Raw genomic sequence first — 17,621 nt, forward strand, 5'->3', positions numbered from 1 at the left:
TGCACGCCGCATGCGAAATGCCCGGGCAAATCAACGCGCGGCGCGCAAACCAGTGCGCGCCGCGCGGTCAGGAGTCAGCCCCTCAGTTCGGCTTGATGCCGTAGAGGCGTTCCCAGTTCTCGCGGCTGGTCAGCTCCGGCATTGCCGCGCGGTACTGCCGGGTGAGGTTGGGCAGTTCACGACGCAGGCGGCGCAGGACCCGGATGGTGCGGATGAGCAGGGCGCGAGCGCGCGCCTTATCGCGCTGACGGACCCGTACACCGGACTGAGAGGCGTCGGTGACCACGACGTGGTCGAACAGCGCAACGTGCCACCAGTGCGCGTCCTCGCGGGTGACGCCGATCAGCCCATGCTGGGTACGCCCGGTCCACTGGGAGATGGCCCGCTTGATCAGCACCGCCGTGACCCGACTCGGTTCGCCACCGGCCCGGCGCAATTGGATATCGGCCGAACGCACCGGCGGAGTCGCGGCTGGATGCTTGATGGTCTCGGTGTAGTCGGCGCGACTGGTGCGGGCGGCGGCCAGTGCGGCGATTCCACCGTCGCGCAGGACCTTCGGCCCCTGCAGGAAGTCCTCGATGCCCTGCAGGGTGGTGTGCACCAGGCCGTACTGCATGGCGACCAGATGTTCGGCCAGACTCCGGAACAGCTGGCGGGTAATGGCTTTGCCGTCGAGATCGGTGTGCAGCGAACCGACGATCAACGAGTTGCGCGTGCTGAAGTAGCGCGCCCAGTCGTCGTAGTCCTTCCAGTAGAAGTCCGCGTGCCACACCGCGGCATTCGGCAGCGTCACCGTGACGAACCCGTGCTCGCGGGCCCGGATGCCGTATTCGACATCGTCCCACTGGAAGAAGATCGGCACCGGCAGCCCGATCTCGGCGACCACCTCGGCCGGGATCAGGCAGGTCCACCAGGCGTTGTAGCCGGCGTCGACACGGCGCTCCTGGTTCTTCTTCAGCATGCTGGTGTTGCGCAATGCCTTCGGCACCTTCTGGCCGTGCTTGAGTTCGTGCAGGTGCACTTCCTCGGCGCCGACATTCAGGTAATCCGGGTTGAGCAGGAACAACATCTGCGCACCGACCAGCGTCGGTTCCACGGTCATATTGGCGAAGGCGTTGAGCCGCAACACCGTTTCCGGTTCGCAGAGGATGTCGTCGTCCATCAGGATGACGTCGGCGTGCTCGTTGACCGCGGACACCTCGTAGAGGCCACGGGTAAAGCCACCCGCACCACCGAGATTCGGCTGCCGGATGTACCGCAGCTTGTCACCGAAGATCGGCAGCGTCTCCTGGAAGCGCGCCTGGTTCTCCACCAGATCGGTGCCCTGATCGACCACATAGACCGCGTCGATGGCCTCGAGAATCGGGGCGTCGGAGGCCAGCGCAGCTACCGTCTCGGCGCAGTCCGCGGCCCGGTTGAAGGTGCAGATCGCGATGGCGACCGGGCGCATATGGTCGGGCGCGGTGGCGGACCAGGTCTGCGCGGAAATGCCGAGTTCGCCGCCGATGGCATCGAATTCGAGCCACAGCGCGCCACCGTCGACGTACTGGTCCAGCGGTGCGGTCAGGGTCAGCGGGCCGCTGGTGGTGATCTCGGCGGTCTCGATGATCCGGCGGTGCCCGGCGATATCGGAGGCGACCACCCGGACGCGGGCCTTCTTGGTCACATCGAGCACCATGCTCGCCCACACCTCGGTGACCGTGGTCCAGCGCTGCCAGTAGCTGGCCGCGAAGCGCCCGAAGTAGGTGTTGGTATGCGCGGACGCGCCCTTCTCCAGTCTCAGCTCCAGGCGTTCCCGATGGGCGCGACCCTTGACGACGGCGTAGAGCTCGTCACTCACCTTCGCCGACGGACCGGTGAAGATGCCGCGCTGCAGCACCAGCCGATCGGGCGCCTGGTGATCGACGCGCAGCGAGGCGGGCGCGGTCGAAGGTCGGTCATTTGTCTCGGTAACGGCCTGGGTAGCCGACTGATCCATGAAGTCCTCGAAATCGTTTTGGTGCCGACGGGACAGACACGCCCCTGGATGCCTTCGCGGCGGGCCGAGGATATCAATCAGGCTCGGCGACTGCCTGTCCAGGAACCGGAGCGGTCCTGCTATTTATGGTTGCTTGTTATTAGCCGAACTGTCAGAAGAACCGACGAATACGAATTTGTCGTAGGCCCAGTAGCGGAATACCACCGCGACGATCTGGCCGATGAGCGTGCCAGAAATGTTGTCCGACAGCGGTGAAGACAGATCGAGCGCATAGCGGGAGAACCCGAGGCAGCCTAGTTGCAGGCCGATAGCTACTACGTTGAATACGGCATACAAGAGGTACTCGCGCCCGGGATTATCGGATTTCTTGTGCCCGAAGGTCCACCACTTGTTGCCGAAGTAGGTCACCACCGTGGCCACCGCGATCGCGATGATCTTGGCGGGCAGCGGTGCGTGGTACAGCACGCCCTCGCCACCCCAGAACACCAGCAGGTTGTAGGTGCCCGCGTCCACGAGGAAACCGATCGCGCCGACCACCAGGAAAGCGCCGCCGCGCCGCAGTGCCGCGATCACCTTCGCGGTCAGCGGCTCGTCAGCGGGCGTCGATTGCGGTGAGCCGGACCGTTCGGAGAATGACACGGGCTGCTCTGGGTAAGACACCCGGCGACGGTACCTGAACCGAGTGAGCACCAATAGGTACCGCCCTGTACCCTCCCGGTGTTCCCCATTCACCGCCGACATCGAGGATTGACCGGGTGGACTCCACCGAGCTCCGAATTGCCGCAGTGGTGCCATGCCACAACGAGGAGGCTTCGGTCGCCAAGGTCGTCGCCGACCTGCAGGCCGCCGTGCCGGGAATCGTCGTCTACGTCTACGACAACCGCAGCACCGACGCGACCGCCGAGCGGGCCCGCGCCGCCGGTGCGATCGTGCGCCACGAATACACCAAGGGCAAGGGCAATGTGGTGCGCCGCGCCTTCGCCGATATCGAGGCCGATATCTATCTGATGATCGACGGCGACGACACCTACGAGGCGTCGGCCGCGCCGCTGATGATCAAGACACTGCTCGACGGTCCGTACGACCATGTGCTCGGCGTCCGCAAACAGGACCAGGGCGCGTCGGCGTACCGCTCCGGCCACGAGACCGGTAACAAGGTGCTCAACGGCGTGGTCGGAAAGGTGTTCGGCGAGAACGTCGACGATATGCTCAGCGGCTTCCGGGTGTTCTCGCGCCGATTCGTGAAGAGCTTCCCTGCTGTCTCGCGCGAATTCGAGATCGAAACCGAGCTGACCGTGCACTCCCTGCATCTGCGGGTACCGCAGACCGCGGTTCCGGTCGGCTTCCGCGATCGGCCCGCGGGCAGTGAGAGCAAGCTGCGCACCTACCACGACGGATTCAAGATCCTGGCGCTGATCATCGGCCTGGCCAGACATGAGCGACCGGTCGCGTTCTACGGGCTGTTCGGCACCCTGAGCTGGCTGGTCTCGATCATCCTGACCATTCCGATCGTGGTCGAGTTCTACAACACCCATGAGGTGCCCCGGTTCCCGACGCTGTTCCTCGGATTCACCCTGTTGCTGCTCGGCAGCCTGGCCTGGACTGCCGGCCTGATCCTGGACGGCATCCGGCGCTCCCGGCACGAGGCCGCCCGGCTGGTCTACCTGCGCTACTCCGCCGTCGGCGCGGATGACGCGCATGGCGGTGACACACACACCGGTGGAGCCGAGCGTTGACCACCTCCGCGGATCGAACCGCAACCGCCGCGAATCCGGAACCCGAGACCACGGACAACGCGACAGCCGAATCCGCTGCCGCCGAACCTGATTCGAGCAGACCGAATCCGGCACGTGATTTCGGACGCCGGATCGTGGCCCGCTTCGGGGCCGCGACGGTCGCCTTCACCATCGTCGTCACGGTCTTCGGCGCACTGTTCGCCTGGATCACCCCGCCGTTCTGGGGCCATGACGAAATCACCCAGTTCGGCCGCGCCTACCAGGTCGCGCACGGCGGCCTGCTGCCGCAGCGGATCCACGACGATCGCGGTATCTCCTATGGCGGCGACGTGCCGATCAGCATCACCCAGCTGATGGGCTATGCGCTGCACGACTACAGCACCAATCCGGAAGAGCCGGATCAGATGGTGGCCGATCCCGGCAGCTACGCCCGGATGGAGGGCGCCGCGGTTTCGAAGGCCGAGGAGCCGGTCTGGTTCACCAATACCGCCGCTTACTCGCCGGTGCCGTATATCCCTGCGGCCATTGGCATTCGGGTCGCCGAGCTGTTCGGACTGAACGTCGGCGCGATGATGCTGCTGACCCGCCTCGCGGGCCTGGCCACCTACCTCGCGCTGGTCGGATTCGGTCTGTGGGCCCTGCGCGCGCACCGGGTGCAGTGGCTGGCGTTCACCGTCGCCGTGCTGCCGATCGCGGTCTTCCAGGCGGGCACCGTCACCGCCGACACCATGACCAACGCGCTGGCCATCCTGGTTTCGGCCTTACTGGTCAAAGCACTGTTCCTGGGTGATGGTCTCGGTCGCACCGAGACGGCCGCGCTACTGGGCGCGACCCTGCTGCTGCCGGTCAGCAAGCCGACCTACGTGCTGCTCGCCATGCTCGTGGTGCTGGTGCCGACGAACCGGTTCGCCCTCGGCGGCGCAGCCGGTTGGAAGCGTTTCATCCCATGGGGGTTCGCAGGACTGGGCGCGCTGGCGTTCGCGGTCTGGATGAAGATCGCGGGACCGACCACCGACGGTATGGGCCTGATGCGTCCACAGCACCAGTGGAATTCGGTGCGGCCAAGCGATCAGCTCCACGGAATCCTCACCGACCCCGTGAATTTCGTGAACACCTTCGGCGAGAGCATTGCGCTACGCGACCAGCGGTGGTTCACCCAGTTCTTCGGCGAACTCGGCTTCGCCTACATCGACGTCCCCGCCCTGACGGTGGTGGCCTGCCTGCTCGCCTTCGCGGTCAGCGTCGGCATCGCGGATCTGATGAACACCGCGACCGCCACCTTCCGGCGCACGCTGATCGTCGCACTGACGATGCTCGCGAGTGTCGCGATGATCTACGTGACGCTGTACATGTCGTTCACCCCGGTCGACTACTACATCATCGACGGCGTCCAGGGCCGGTACTTCGTGCCGCTGGCGATCCTCGCGCTGGTGGTGCTGCTGCGCTGGATGCCGTTGCGGCTCACCGATGTCCGCGGCCGGACCCCGGCCAAGGGACCGGCCATCACGATCATCGCGGCCACGCTGGTGGCCCTGATCGCCGCACTCTGGAAGTACTACTCGATCGTCTGGGGCTGACAAACCCCTGCGCTCTCGGGCCGTGCCACAGGCCGACCAGGGTGACAACTGATTTCGGAAGAACATGGGTAACTCATCGGGTACGCCCAGAACTCGGGCACGCACCGACCGCCGGCCCGGGGGCTGAACTTCAGCGCTCCCAATGTCCGGCCAGAGGCTCGGGGAGGCGGGGGAGTTCAGGCATTGATGGTCTGCTCGCCCGCATCGGCGTACGCGCGTTCGGTGCCGGCTTTGGCCGGACGCCACCAGCTCTCGTTGTCGCGGTACCACTGGATGGTGGCGGCCAGCCCGGTACGAAAATCCGAATACCTCGGCGTCCAACCGAGTTCGGTGCGCAGCAGCGTCGCATCGATGGCGTAGCGCTGATCGTGACCTGCCCGGTCGGTGACGTGATCGAAATCGTCCGGATCGCGGTCGAAGGCCTGCAGAATCATCCGCACCACGGACTTGTTGTCGAGTTCACCGTCCGCACCGATCAGATAGGTCTGCCCGATTCGCCCGCGCTCCAGGATGTCCCACACCGCGCGGTTGTGATCGTCGACGTGGATCCAGTCGCGCACCTGATGGCCGGCGCCATAGAGCCGCGGCCGCACCCCGTCGATCAGGTTGGTGATCTGGCGCGGGATGAACTTCTCCACATGCTGATACGGCCCATAGTTGTTGCTGCAGTTGGAGATCGTCGCGCGAACGCCGAACGAGCGGGTCCAGGCGCGCACCAGCAGATCGCTCGAGGCCTTGGTGGCCGAGTAGGGGCTGGACGGGTTGTAGGGGGTGTCCTCGTCGAATGCGGGTCCGTCCGGGGTGAGATCGCCGTAGACCTCGTCGGTGGAGACATGGTGGTAGCGCACGTCGTGGCGGCGTACCGCTTGCAGCAGGGAGTAGGTACCGACGATATTGGTCTGCACGAACGGCCACGGTTCGGCGAGGGAATTGTCGTTATGCGATTCGGCGGCGAAGTGGACCACGGCGTCGACACCGCTGACGAGCTCGTCGACCAGATCCAGATCGGCGATGTCACCGTGCACGAAGTCGATGCGGTCGGCCACCGGCTCGAGCGACGCCCGATTTCCGGCGTAGGTCAAAGCGTCAAGGACGGTTACGGTGGCGTCGGGACGACCTGCCACCGTCTGTTGGACGAAATTCGCACCGATGAACCCGGCCCCGCCGGTTACGAGCAGTCGCACCCCATGACCTTACGTCGGCCGCTGGTGACTGCTTGCAGGTCACTCGAAAAGGGTCAGCGTGGCCCGCTGCCGCCGGATCCGGGCGGCCGTATTCATCTACGCGGCCAGATTTTCAATCTGTGATGTTCGTCACTCTGGTCGAGCGTAAAGAAAGATGCATGGTTCAGTTCTTTGTGAAAAGGCATGGTCAACGTGCACATTTCAAAGAACCCACCAAGCCTCGAGTCGCGATGGTGAACAAAATTTGAATTAACGGTCACAACGGGTTCACCACTCGTTAGCTGGTCTAGATTTCGATCGTCTAGTCCCCTCCGAACGCTAAACATCGAGGTCCAAAACAAAATGCTGATGAGGAAATTCGCCGCGACTTCAGCTCTGCTGATCGCCGCTATGGGTATCACCGCGGGCACCGTCAACGCGGCACCGACGGAATCCGCCGACGCCCCGATCAACTTCACCGCCAATGCCACCGACACCCAGTCGATCATCTCGATCGATTCCGGCTCGCTGGTCGTCGAGGACAACGCGCTCAAGATCAAGGCCGCCAACGGCACCACCGTCGCGGGCACCCCGCTCACCTTCCGCGTCGACGACTTCGAATTCCCGATCGCCGCGGACATCGCCGACCACACCGCCACCCTGACCCCGCAGCTCGACGCTGCGAAGGCCACCTACAAGCCGGTCGCGCTGCCCTTCGAGGACAAGGCCCCCTGGAAGAGCGAATACGACCGTGAGACGGCCGCCTTCAACCGTCTGAAGGACACCATCGCCATGGGCGCCACCGTCGGCACCCTGGTCGGCGGTCTCGGCGGCGGCGCCATCGGCTGCGTGCTCGGTGGCATCGCCGGTGCGACGGTCGCCTCGGCCACCATCGTCGGCCTGTTCGGTGCGTTCATCCCGGCCGCCGCCATCGGCTGCCTCGGCGGCATCATCGCCATCGGTGCGCTGGGCACCCTGGCCGGTCAGATCCTGATCACCGCTCCGGTCGCGATCGGTGCGGCGATCCAGTACTTCTCCACCATCAACGCGCCGTTCGTCGCGCCGAAGTAAGTCGAACATCGGCTCCGCACAACTGAAAACGAGCCCAGGAAACCCCGCCCGCGCATCGCTCGGGCGGGGTTTCCGCTGCTAGGCGTCGCTCGGCTGAAATTGCCAGGCGGCATTTTCGCATGAGATAGGGCCGTAATACTCCCTACGCGGCGTAATTCCAACCCTCCACCAGGTGAACAAAAAGTAAATTGAATTGAACTAAATAGCGATCCGAGGGTTCGCAGAAGGAAATTCTCCAATTGCCAGAGTGAAATTCTCAACGCGGTTCACCTACGAAAGAACCCCGCCCCGGACCGCCGCCGAAAGGCGAGGTCCGGATGCGGGGTTCGCGACTCGTCCGGCCGATCCAGGTCAAGCCGTCCGAGCCTGTTGGGGCTGCTCGAGGCGGGCGCGCACGAACCGGGAGACCCGGGCCAATGCCATCCTGCTCTCGGGCAGATTCGGAGCTATCGCCATGAAGGCATGTACCTGACCGCGCCAGATCTCCAGCGCATTCGGGACACCGGCCGCGGTCAGCCTGCGGGCCATGAGCTCGCAGTCATAGCGCAGCACCTCGTCTTCGGCGGTGATCAGCAACACCGGCGGCAGACTCGCCAAGGCGCCGTTGACCGGCGACACCAGCGGATCCAGCACCCCGTCCACCTCGGCGCCGATCCGCACCACCGCCTCCAGCGCGGACAGCGGCAGATAGGGATCGCGCGCGACATTCATATAGTCGCGCTTGGCGGCATAGTCCAGATCGAGCAGTGGGCTCAGCCCGATCAGCCCGCCCGGCGCAGGCAGCCCGGACTCGATCGCGCGCAGTGCGGTGGCGAAGGCGAGGAAGCCGCCCGCCGAATCGCCCGCGAACATGATCCTGGCCGGATCCGCGCCGTGCCGCAGCAGCCAGCGGTAGGCGGTCACGCAGTCCTCGATCGCAGCGGAGACATTGTTCCCGGGCAGTTGGCGGTAATCGACATTGACGACCGGCAGCCCGGTCCGCCGGGCCAGGCTGGCCGCGATCGGGCGATGGGTGCCGAGACCGCAGACGGCGAAGCCGCCACCGTGCATATACAGCACCGCGCCGTGCCGCAGGGCGCGCGAACCGCCCGACGGACGCAGGATCTCCATCCGAAAACCGTTCAGCGTCACCTGTTCTCGATCGACACCGCGCGGCTGCGGCCGCAGTCGCGCCAGACCGTCGATCGCGAGAGCACCGATCGGAATCGTCGCGCGGCTGACCGGAAACATGCGCAGCACCGGCCGCACCGCACCGAGGCAGGTCGCCAGCAGCAATCGAGCCGATGCGCTCGGACCGTCCGGGTTCATCAACAGACCGGGATCACCCGCGTCGAATTCACTCCCGCTGATCGCAACCATCGCGCACCTACCTCACACTGGCGCGCCGAACCCGACCGAACGGTTCTCCAGGCGAGAGTCGACGCTGACATCTCACACGCTGATGTTTCACAACACCATAGCGTGATCTACGTAACATATATCGCCCGCCGCGCCGGATAGCCAAACGTTCGTGATCAATTCGTAGGCGAGTCGGAACCTCGCCGAAGCCGAGCTGGATGCGCCTGGCAGACTCGATGACCATGCGCGGAATCATCTTGGCCGGTGGCACCGGATCCCGGTTGCACCCGATCACGCGCGGGGTGAGCAAACAGCTGGTCCCGGTCTACGACAAACCGATGGTCTACTACCCGTTGTCCACGCTCATGCTGGCGGGCATCCGGGACATCCTGGTGATCACCACCCCGGAGGACGCCGACGCGTTCGCCCGCCTACTCGGCGACGGCTCGCAGTTCGGCATCTCGATCACCTATGTGGTGCAACCGGAACCGGACGGACTCGCCAAGGCGTTCGTCCTCGGCGCCGACCATATCGGCGGCGAGAGCGCCGCATTGGTGCTCGGCGACAATATCTTCCACGGACCAGGCCTGGGCACCAGCCTCGAGCGCTTCGCCGCGATCGACGGCGGCGCGGTCTTCGCGTACTGGGTCTCGGATCCGACCGCCTACGGCGTCGTCGAATTCACCGAGGGCCGAGCGGTTTCGATCGAGGAGAAGCCCAAGGTGCCGCGGTCCAACTACGCCATCCCCGGGCTATATTTCTATGACAACGATGTCGTGGAGATCGCGCGCGGGCTGCGGCCCTCGGCGCGCGGCGAATACGAGATCACCGATATCAATCGCGCCTATCTGGAACAGGATCGGCTGCGCGTCGATGTCCTCGCCCGCGGCACCGCCTGGTTGGATACCGGCACCTTCGACTCGCTGCTGGACGCCGCCAACTACGTGCGCACCATCGAACAGCGGCAGGGCCTGAAAATCGCTGTGCCGGAAGAGGTCGCGTGGCGGCAGGGCTTCATCGACGACGAACAGCTCTGCGCGCTGGCCGAACCGCTGGTTCGCTCCGGCTACGGGACGTATCTGCTCGATCTGCTCGAGCGCGGACGGGATTGGTGAGCGATGGAGTTCCGTGAACTCGCCGTGCCGGGGGCATGGGTGATCACCCCGCGCCAATTCGGCGACGAGCGCGGCATGTTCTGCGAATCGTTCAAGGCCTCGGAATTCGAGAAGGTGACCGGTCGGCCGTTCGATCTGCGCCAGGTCAACTGCTCGGTCTCGGCGGCCGGAGTGCTGCGCGGCATCCACTACACCGAGGATCCGCCGGGTCAGGCCAAATATGTGACCTGCGTGCGGGGCGCGTTCCTCGATGTCGTCGTCGATCTGCGGCCCGGGTCGCCCACCTACGGACGCTGGGACAGCGTGGTGCTCGACGATGTCGATCGGCGCTCGATGTTCCTGTCCGAGGGGCTCGGCCATGCGATTCTGTCGCTGGCGGATCACTCCACCGTCACCTATCTCTGTTCGATCGAGTACACGCCGGAATTCGACAGGGATATGGATGCCTTCGATCCGCGGCTGGGTATCGAATGGCCGAAGGTCGGTCTGGACGGTCGACCGCTGACGTATATCCGATCCCCGAAAGACGCTGCCGCTCCGCCCTTCTCGTGACTGCGGTACATGAAAGGGGGCCGAACGTCACCGCCCCCGATGAGGAGGGAGCGGTGACGTTCGACTTACCGCCGGCGGAGGGGATTCAGCCGACGAGCTCCAATTCCGGCTCCTGCGCCCGCGCCTTGGCACGCTTGGGCAGGTAGGCCGTCAGGGCGATGAGCGCGCCGACGATGGCGACACCGGCGGCGAACTGCAGTCCGGGCCGGAAGTTGTCGAGCATCGCGGAAGGAGTGCTCGCACCGGGGTCACCCGAGGCGATGATCGCGGTATTCACCGCGAGCACGATGGCCGCGCCGACCTGCATGGAGGTCTGCAGCACACCGGCCGCCAGGCCCTGCTCATCATCATCGATGCCATTGGTCGCCTGGATGTTGATGGCCGGGAAGCCGACCCAGCCGATGCCGATCAGCAGCACCGCGGGCAGGATCATCGTCAGATACGACGGGGTGGTGTCCAGCCGCAGGAACAGCAGGTAGCCGATGGCCATCACGACCATGGTGATCGCGATGATCGGCCCGGTACCGAACCGGTCGACGAGCTTATCGGAGAAGAACGCCGACGCGACGACCAGCAGACCGACCGGCAGCAGCGCCATGGCCAGCTTCAGCGGCGACCAGCCCAGTGAATCCTGCATGTACAGGGTCACGATGAACTGCCAGCTGAAATACGAACCCGCCACCGCGATGATCGCGAGGCTGGCCCGGACCAGCGTCACCTTTCGCAGAATGCCGAGGCGCACCAGCGGGTACTTCACCTTTTTCTCCACCGCGACGAATCCGGCGAACAGCACCGCAGCGCCGACGAAGGAACCGATGGTGCGTGCCGAACCCCAGCCCACCTCGGGCGCGGAGACGACGGTGTAGACCAGCAGCAGCATGCCCGCGGTGGACAGCAGCGCACCGAGGATGTCGTGCCCGCCCTCCTCAGCGGCCTCGTCCTTGGGCACCAGCACCCAGGCCGCGGCCAGCGCGGCGAGCGCGATCGGGACCGGAAGCAGGAAGGTCCAGCGCCAACCGATGCCGGTCATCAGACCGCCGAACAGCAGACCCATCGAGTATCCGCCCGCACCGAAGACGGTGTAGATGGACAGCGCCTTATTGCGGGCCGGGCCCTCGGCGAAGTTGGTGGTGATGATGGACAGACCGGTCGGGGCGGTGAACGCCGCGGCCAGACCCTTGATGAAGCGGGTCAGGATCAGCAGCGGGCCGGAGGTGACCAGACCGCCCGCCAGCGAAGCGAGCGCGAAGACGGCGAGCGCGATCAGGAAGACCTTGCGCCGCCCGAGCAGATCGGCGGTGCGACCGCCGAGCAGCAGCAGGCCGCCGTAACCCAGCACATAGCCGCTGACCAGCCACTGCAGGGTGGAAGTGGACAGATCCAGTTCGGCGCCGATGGACGGCAGCGCCACACCGATCATCGAGACGTCGAGACCATCGAGGAACAACACAATGCAGAGGGTGATCAGCATGCCCCAGAGACGGGTGGACCATCTGATCGGATCGGTCGCCGTCGCGGCCGAAACGGTTGCTGCAGAAGTCATGGGTCGGAACATTACATGCGCAGACATTAAATGCCAACACATTTAATGCGCTTGCATCGGCCCGAGTGGGGCACTAGGATGGGGCCATGTCGAAGCCGTCGACAACACAATTAGCGGGGCGCGATGTGGCGCCCACCGGGTTGGTCGCCGAGTGGCGTGAGCTGCTCGACCGGCACGCCGCCGTGAGCTGTGCGCTCGAGAAGGAGCTGCAGGGCAAACACGATATCGGCCTCAGCGAATTCGAGACGCTGGACCGGCTGGTCGACGCCGCCTGCGGCGACTATCGGATGAGCGATCTGGCCAACGACATCTACCTGAGCCAGAGCGCACTCTCGCGCGCGGTGGCGCGGCTGGAGCGCGACGGACTGGTTTCGCGCAGTATGTGTGCCGAGGATCGGCGCGCGATCTTCGTCTGCCTGACCGAGAAGGGTCGCGAGGTTCACGAGTCGGCGCTCCCGACGCATCGCGAGGTGCTCGAGCGGACCTGGGATAGTCAGCAGAAGTGCTGAAGCAGTAAGAATCCAAGCCCTTCCCAGCCACAACGGAGCGAGTCTTACGAGCGACCGTTCGCGGCGCCGCAGGCGCGGCAATTAAATACTTTCGCGCGCTTCCGCGATGCCGGTGCGCGCATCCGCGGCGACCGACTTGATGTTTGCGAAAGCCTTTCGGTAGCGCTCGATTTCGTGATCCTTGTCCAGGTACACCGGACCGGTGAACGCCTCGACATAGACCACCGGCGGCTCCCGCAGCTCCGCCTGCGCGGTATCGGCGAATTCGAGTAGGACGAACGGGCCCGAATCCATGCCGTCGTGATAGCCGGAATCCGAGGGCACCAATTGGATTCGCACATTCGGCAGGTCGCACATGCGCCGCAGGTGCGCGAGCTGTTCGACGGTCACCTCGGCACCGCCGACCCGCCGCCACAGCACCGATTCGGTGATCACCACATCCAGATGCAGCGGCGAATCCTTGCGCGTGAGCAACGTCTGCCTGGCCATGCGCAGCTGCACCCGACGTTCGATTTCGGTATCCGACGCCTCCGGACGCGCGGACTTCAGCAGCGCGCGGGTGTATGCCTCGGTCTGCAGCAGTCCGGGGATCAGCTCGTTCTCATAGGTGGCCATGGCACGCGCGGCCTCCTCGAGACCGATGTACACCTCGAAACCCTCGGCGATCACATCGCTGTAGCCGGTCCACCATCCCCTGGCCTTGGTCTCCTTGGCCAGCGCGGTCAGCGGTTCGACGAGATCGGTCGGCGCACCGTAGATCTTGCACATGGCCTCGACGTCCAGGCTGCGCAATGAGGTCTGCCCGGTTTCGATCCGCCAGATCTTGGCCTCGGACCATTCGAGCTGCCGGGCCGCCATCCGGGTGGTCATCCTGGCCCGATTGCGCAGATCACGCAGATGTCGGCCGAGCTGCCTGCGCGGCATAGTCGATCCGGTCGTGCCCTGCGGTAAAGCCATGCTTCCCCCTCGCGATATACGAACAGCATTGTTTCACAGTAAATCTGACACAGGTCACGATTAGTGTCCCAGGCACGCCAAAGGCGCAACAGCGACGAACAGGTTCCCGCAGGCGACGATCCGGCAATTCAGCTGGGTTCTACTTACGTGCGCCGCGCTTGCGGAAACGCCAGAACTGCACGGCGCGAACGTCTTCGGAGAGCTGGTTGACCGGCTCGGCGACATCGGAGAGCGCCTGGAACAGATCGTCGGCGAGATCGGCGATGTGCTCGACCTTGGCGGCCAGCTTGGACGCGTTCTCCAGGAATTCGAGCAGCAGGCGTACGACGGCCGCGATGGTCAGGCCGAGCGGTATCGCGATCAAGGCGGCCAGCACGCCGAGCACCGCGGAGACCTGCCACATCAGCACCGTCAGTGCGATCGGGATGCCGATCGCGAAGGCCAGGCCGAGCATGTAGGCAAGGGGCAGCAGCGTCCTGGTCGCCGGACGGTGGAACTGCACATCCAGCAGACCGCGGGCGGCATCGGCGGTCCAGGCACGGGGACTTTCGAAGGGTTCGGCCGGTTCGGGCTCCGCGGTGCGCGAGAACCGTTTGGACGCCGTCTCTTTCCAGGCGATCCAGCGTGATTCGGTTTCGAACTCTGCCGAATCCGGCGCGCCGACACTACTGGCGTCGTCGGCCTCGCCGGTCGAATCGCTTCGTGATGCTGCGCGCCCACCCGTCACCCGACCGCTCCCCGTCGAATCGCCACCGCGATGCTCACTCATATTGCGATCCTTCCCCCAATTCGACGCCCGGCCAATAGGAGTGGGTTCACACAACAGGTGCGCCCGCCATGACCCGCGGGCCGATCCTGGAGACATCGGCACGGCCCATTAGAGGGATGTCTCGGTGATAGCCGATCACTACCGGGTGAGACGAACCCGACAGTCACCAAGATCTTTTGTACAACCCGTAACGCCCACCCCACCCCGCCCCGATACCACCCACGTATGCAGGACCCAGATCTATCGGGGAATGGAGAAAGACAGTGCGCACCACGTTTCCGACTTCCGCATCGGCGGCAGAGATGACTGCCGCGGCGCAGGACTACATCCAGCGCGGGTGGACGATCGCTGAAACGACCAACGGAATCTGCCTGATCACGGACGAGGATCTGTCGGGTATCGAGATCAGCGGTGAGCTGGCCGGCGAGGTTCGCCGGTTCCTGCGCGCGAACAACCTGACCGGTCCGGTTATCGAGATTCCCGGCGCCGAGCGTCGCGAGATCCACTTGGTCACCGGCCTGCGCAAGGCTGCGATGGCGCTGGAGGCACTGCGCGAGGCGGGCGCCACCGTCTACACCGACGGCGACGGCATCCCGCTGCCCCCCACACAGCTCACCACCGGCGAGGCTTGCTGGGGCGTGACTCCCGGCGAGGCCCGCTGGATCCCGCCGGTAGTCGCGATCGGCGCGGCGGTTCGCTCGGCGCTCTCGCGTCGCGCGACCGTCAGCACCGTCGCCTGCTGACCAGACGTATTCGACCGGGCGGGGTCCGCACTGCCCTGACCGGCTGAAGGCCGGTATCCGTAGAGCGGATACCGGTCTTTCGCGTTCCGGCGTGACCACTGATTTCGCGAGTACATGGGTAACCATGCGCGGAGATCCATCGCGCGCGATGATGGGGGTTATGGCCCAGCTCACTGATGACTCCCGGACGCTGTTGCGGACCTGCCCACTGTGTGAGGCGGTCTGCGGACTCGAGATCACCCTCGACTCGAACGACCATGTGACCTCGGTTCGCGGGGATCGACAGGATCCGTTCAGCAAGGGGTTCATCTGCCCCAAGGGGGCCAGCTTCGGACACCTCGACGAAGATCCGGACCGGCTGACCGAACCGATGATCCGGGACCGGGCCACCGATACCTGGCGCACCGCATCCTGGACCGAGGCATTCGAGCTCATCGCCGCACGGTTCCCGGCGATCGTGGCCGAGCACGGAAACCAGTCGGCGGCGCTGTATCTCGGCAATCCGAACGCACATACCGTGGCGGGGGCGCTGTATGTGCCGGTGCTGATCCGGGCGCTCGGCACCAAGAATCTGTTTTCGGCGAGTACCGCCGATCAAATGCCCAAGCAGGTGGCGAGCGGATTGATGTTCGGTGATCCGCTCACCGTGCCGGTGCCGGATCTGGATCGCACCGATTATCTGCTGATGCTCGGTGCGAATCCGCTGGAGTCGAACGGATCGCTGTGCACCGCACCGGATTTCCCGGGCCGGTTGAAGGCACTACGCAAGCGCGGCGGGAAATTCGTAGTGGTCGATCCGCGGGAAACGCGGACCGCGAAGCTTGCCGATGAGCATCTGTTCATCCGGCCGGGTAGCGATGCTTATCTGTTGTTCGGGATCGTGCACACGTTGTTCGAACAAGGTTTGACCGATATCCGCCTGGATGTCGCGGGCCTGGACGAAGTGCGCACGGCCGCCGCGGATTTCCCGCCCGAGGTGGTTTCGGAACGGACCGGAATTCCCGCCGAGACGGTTATCCGGATCGCGCAGGAGTTGGCGGCCGCGCCGACCGCGGCAGTATATGCGCGAATCGGCACCTGCACAGCCGAATTCGGCACGCTGACACAGTGGTTGGTCGAGGTGATCAACGTGCTGACCGGCAACCTCGACTCACCCGGCGGCGCCATGTTCGCCAGTGCGGCGGCGGGCGGCATCCCGCGCACCAAGCCGTTCCGCACCGGGCGCTGGGCCAGCCGGGTGCGCGGCCTGCCCGAGGCGATGGGTGAACTGCCGGTGGCGACCCTGGCCGATGAGATCACCACACCGGGCGCGGGGCAGGTGCGCGCGCTGGTGACCGTCGCGGGTAATCCGGTGCTGTCCGCGCCGAGCGGGGTCCGGTTGGATACGGCGTTCGCGCAATTGGACTTCATGGTCAGCGTGGACCGGTATCTGAACGAGACAACCCGGCATGCGGATGTGATCCTGCCGCCGCCGCGGTCTACGCAGTCGCCGCACTACGACTTCGCATTGCTGCAGTTCGCGGTTCGCAATTACGCGCGGTACTCGCGGCCGCTGGTCCCGCTCGGCGATCGACCTTCGGAATCGGAGATCCTGGCCAGGCTCGGGGCTGCACTGACCGGGCAGCCCGCCGGACCGGAGGCGCTGAACGGCGTCGATGAGCTGATCATCGCGGGCATGCTGCACAAGGCGGGCATACCGGAGCGGCGGCCCGAACTCATCGGGTCCAACAGCACCGAGCAGCGCATCGACCTGATGCTGCGGCTCGGACCCTATGGCGAGTGGAATGCCGGCGCGAGCGACGAGCCCGCAGGCGGTAGCTCGCGTGACCACGGAGGGCCCCGGGAGCGCCGAGATCAATACCGCACGCTGAATCTGCAGGTGCTGCTGGACAATCCACACGGTGTCGATCTCGGACCTTTGCAGCCGCGCCTGCCCGGCGTGCTGCGGACGGCATCCAAGAAGGTGGAGTTGGCGCCGCAGCCGCTGCTCGACGATGTCGTGCGGATGCGGGCCCGGCTCGCCGATGCCGCGCCGGATGTGGTGTTGATCGGGCGGCGTCAACTGCGATCCAACAACAGTTGGATGCACAATATCCCGACGCTGGTCAGCGGCTCGAATACCTGCACGCTGCATATCAATCCGGCGGATGTGGCGCGGTTGGGTCTCGGCGATACCGCCGTGGTGAAGTCCGCCGCGGGGACGCTGACGGTACCGCTGGAGCCGACCGAGGCGATCATGCCCGGGGTGGTCAGCTTGCCGCACGGCTGGGGACATACCGACAGCACACAGACGGTGGCCCGGGCGCATGCCGGGGTGAATGCCAATGTGCTGACCGATGATTCGGTGGTGGATGTGCCATCCGGAAATGCGGTCTTCAATGGCGTTCCGGTGACTTTGACGCCCGCCTGAGTTGTGCTCGATCCGACCGGCCGCGCAATAAAATCCCGGCCGGTCGGATTGTGGCTATTTTCTGGAAACCCTTGCGCTAACTAAAGATTCAGTGCATTCTCAACATGGATTTTGCTGTGTTGCCAGACTAAAATGGATAGGATTTCGGTTTAGTCGCGGG

The 17,621-nt window shown here is 65.1% G+C and carries 15 protein-coding genes; 8 read left to right on the plus strand and 7 right to left on the minus strand.

All coding sequences use genetic code 11. From position 1 onward, the window contains the following. Positions 1 to 82: 82 nt before the first annotated feature. Positions 83 to 1,978, minus strand: a complete 1,896-nt coding sequence (locus OIE68_RS31100; protein WP_327094550.1) for a glycosyltransferase — start codon at positions 1,976 to 1,978, stop codon at positions 83 to 85. 123 nt (positions 1,979 to 2,101) lie between these two features. Continuing rightward, positions 2,102 to 2,638, minus strand: a complete 537-nt coding sequence (locus tag OIE68_RS31105) for a GtrA family protein (protein WP_327094551.1) — start codon at positions 2,636 to 2,638, stop codon at positions 2,102 to 2,104. Positions 2,639 to 2,733: 95 nt separating this feature from the next. On the opposite strand from OIE68_RS31105, the gene OIE68_RS31110 reads away from it, so the two are divergent. Next, positions 2,734 to 3,714: a glycosyltransferase gene (locus OIE68_RS31110; protein ID WP_327094552.1), complete on the plus strand. Its 981-nt coding sequence runs from the start codon at positions 2,734 to 2,736 to the stop codon at positions 3,712 to 3,714. Then, the gene (locus OIE68_RS31115; RefSeq protein WP_327094553.1) at positions 3,711 to 5,291 is read left to right on the plus strand and encodes a DUF2142 domain-containing protein; all 1,581 of its coding nucleotides are present in this window, start codon (positions 3,711 to 3,713) and stop codon (positions 5,289 to 5,291) included. Before OIE68_RS31110 ends, OIE68_RS31115 begins: the two co-directional genes overlap by 4 nt. 176 nt (positions 5,292 to 5,467) lie before the next feature. Here OIE68_RS31115 and rfbB read toward each other — a convergent pair whose 3' ends face one another. After that, a complete protein-coding gene (gene rfbB / locus OIE68_RS31120) occupies positions 5,468 to 6,475 on the minus strand; it encodes a dTDP-glucose 4,6-dehydratase (protein ID WP_327094554.1) in 1,008 nt (335 codons plus the stop codon). Between the two features lie 342 nt (positions 6,476 to 6,817). Here rfbB and OIE68_RS31125 point away from each other — a divergent pair, with 342 nt between their 5' ends. Further along, a complete protein-coding gene (locus OIE68_RS31125; RefSeq protein ID WP_327094555.1) occupies positions 6,818 to 7,525 on the plus strand; it encodes a hypothetical protein in 708 nt (235 codons plus the stop codon). Between the two features lie 351 nt (positions 7,526 to 7,876). Here the strand turns inward: OIE68_RS31125 and OIE68_RS31130 are convergent, their stop codons facing one another. Further along, a complete protein-coding gene (locus OIE68_RS31130) occupies positions 7,877 to 8,884 on the minus strand; it encodes an alpha/beta hydrolase (protein WP_327094556.1) in 1,008 nt (335 codons plus the stop codon). Positions 8,885 to 9,105: 221 nt separating this feature from the next. On the opposite strand from OIE68_RS31130, the gene rfbA reads away from it, so the two are divergent. Together rfbA and OIE68_RS31140 are read left to right on the plus strand one after the other, a co-directional pair. Then, entirely contained in the window at positions 9,106 to 9,978 is an 873-nt protein-coding gene (gene rfbA, locus OIE68_RS31135) for a glucose-1-phosphate thymidylyltransferase RfbA (RefSeq protein WP_063039813.1), read from the plus strand. A 3-nt stretch (positions 9,979 to 9,981) separates the two neighbouring features. Then, entirely contained in the window at positions 9,982 to 10,530 is a 549-nt protein-coding gene (locus OIE68_RS31140) for a dTDP-4-dehydrorhamnose 3,5-epimerase family protein (RefSeq protein WP_063039795.1), read from the plus strand. An 85-nt stretch (positions 10,531 to 10,615) separates the two neighbouring features. Here the strand turns inward: OIE68_RS31140 and OIE68_RS31145 are convergent, their stop codons facing one another. After that, positions 10,616 to 12,073 carry an MFS transporter gene (locus OIE68_RS31145; RefSeq protein WP_327094557.1) on the minus strand — a complete coding sequence of 486 codons (1,458 nt, stop codon included), beginning with the start codon at positions 12,071 to 12,073 and terminating at the stop codon, positions 10,616 to 10,618. Positions 12,074 to 12,159: 86 nt separating this feature from the next. Between OIE68_RS31145 and OIE68_RS31150 the strand changes: the two genes are divergently transcribed. Beyond that, positions 12,160 to 12,582, plus strand: a complete 423-nt coding sequence (locus tag OIE68_RS31150) for a MarR family transcriptional regulator (RefSeq protein WP_327094558.1) — start codon at positions 12,160 to 12,162, stop codon at positions 12,580 to 12,582. A gap of 81 nt (positions 12,583 to 12,663) precedes the next feature. Here the strand turns inward: OIE68_RS31150 and OIE68_RS31155 are convergent, their stop codons facing one another. After that, positions 12,664 to 13,539 carry a helix-turn-helix transcriptional regulator gene (locus OIE68_RS31155; protein WP_327094559.1) on the minus strand — a complete coding sequence of 292 codons (876 nt, stop codon included), beginning with the start codon at positions 13,537 to 13,539 and terminating at the stop codon, positions 12,664 to 12,666. 139 nt (positions 13,540 to 13,678) lie between these two features. Next, positions 13,679 to 14,308, minus strand: coding sequence for a DUF4282 domain-containing protein (locus OIE68_RS31160; protein ID WP_327094560.1), 630 nt, complete (start codon positions 14,306 to 14,308; stop codon positions 13,679 to 13,681). Positions 14,309 to 14,571: 263 nt separating this feature from the next. Between OIE68_RS31160 and OIE68_RS31165 the strand changes: the two genes are divergently transcribed. Both OIE68_RS31165 and OIE68_RS31170 read left to right on the plus strand, forming a co-directional pair. After that, entirely contained in the window at positions 14,572 to 15,051 is a 480-nt protein-coding gene (locus OIE68_RS31165; protein WP_327094561.1) for a hypothetical protein, read from the plus strand. 160 nt (positions 15,052 to 15,211) lie between these two features. Then, positions 15,212 to 17,461, plus strand: coding sequence for a molybdopterin-dependent oxidoreductase (locus OIE68_RS31170; RefSeq protein WP_327094562.1), 2,250 nt, complete (start codon positions 15,212 to 15,214; stop codon positions 17,459 to 17,461). Positions 17,462 to 17,621 lie beyond the last annotated feature (160 nt).

This window comes from Nocardia vinacea (assembly GCF_035920345.1).
In the GTDB taxonomy this organism is placed as follows: Bacteria; Actinomycetota; Actinomycetes; order Mycobacteriales; family Mycobacteriaceae; genus Nocardia; species Nocardia vinacea_A.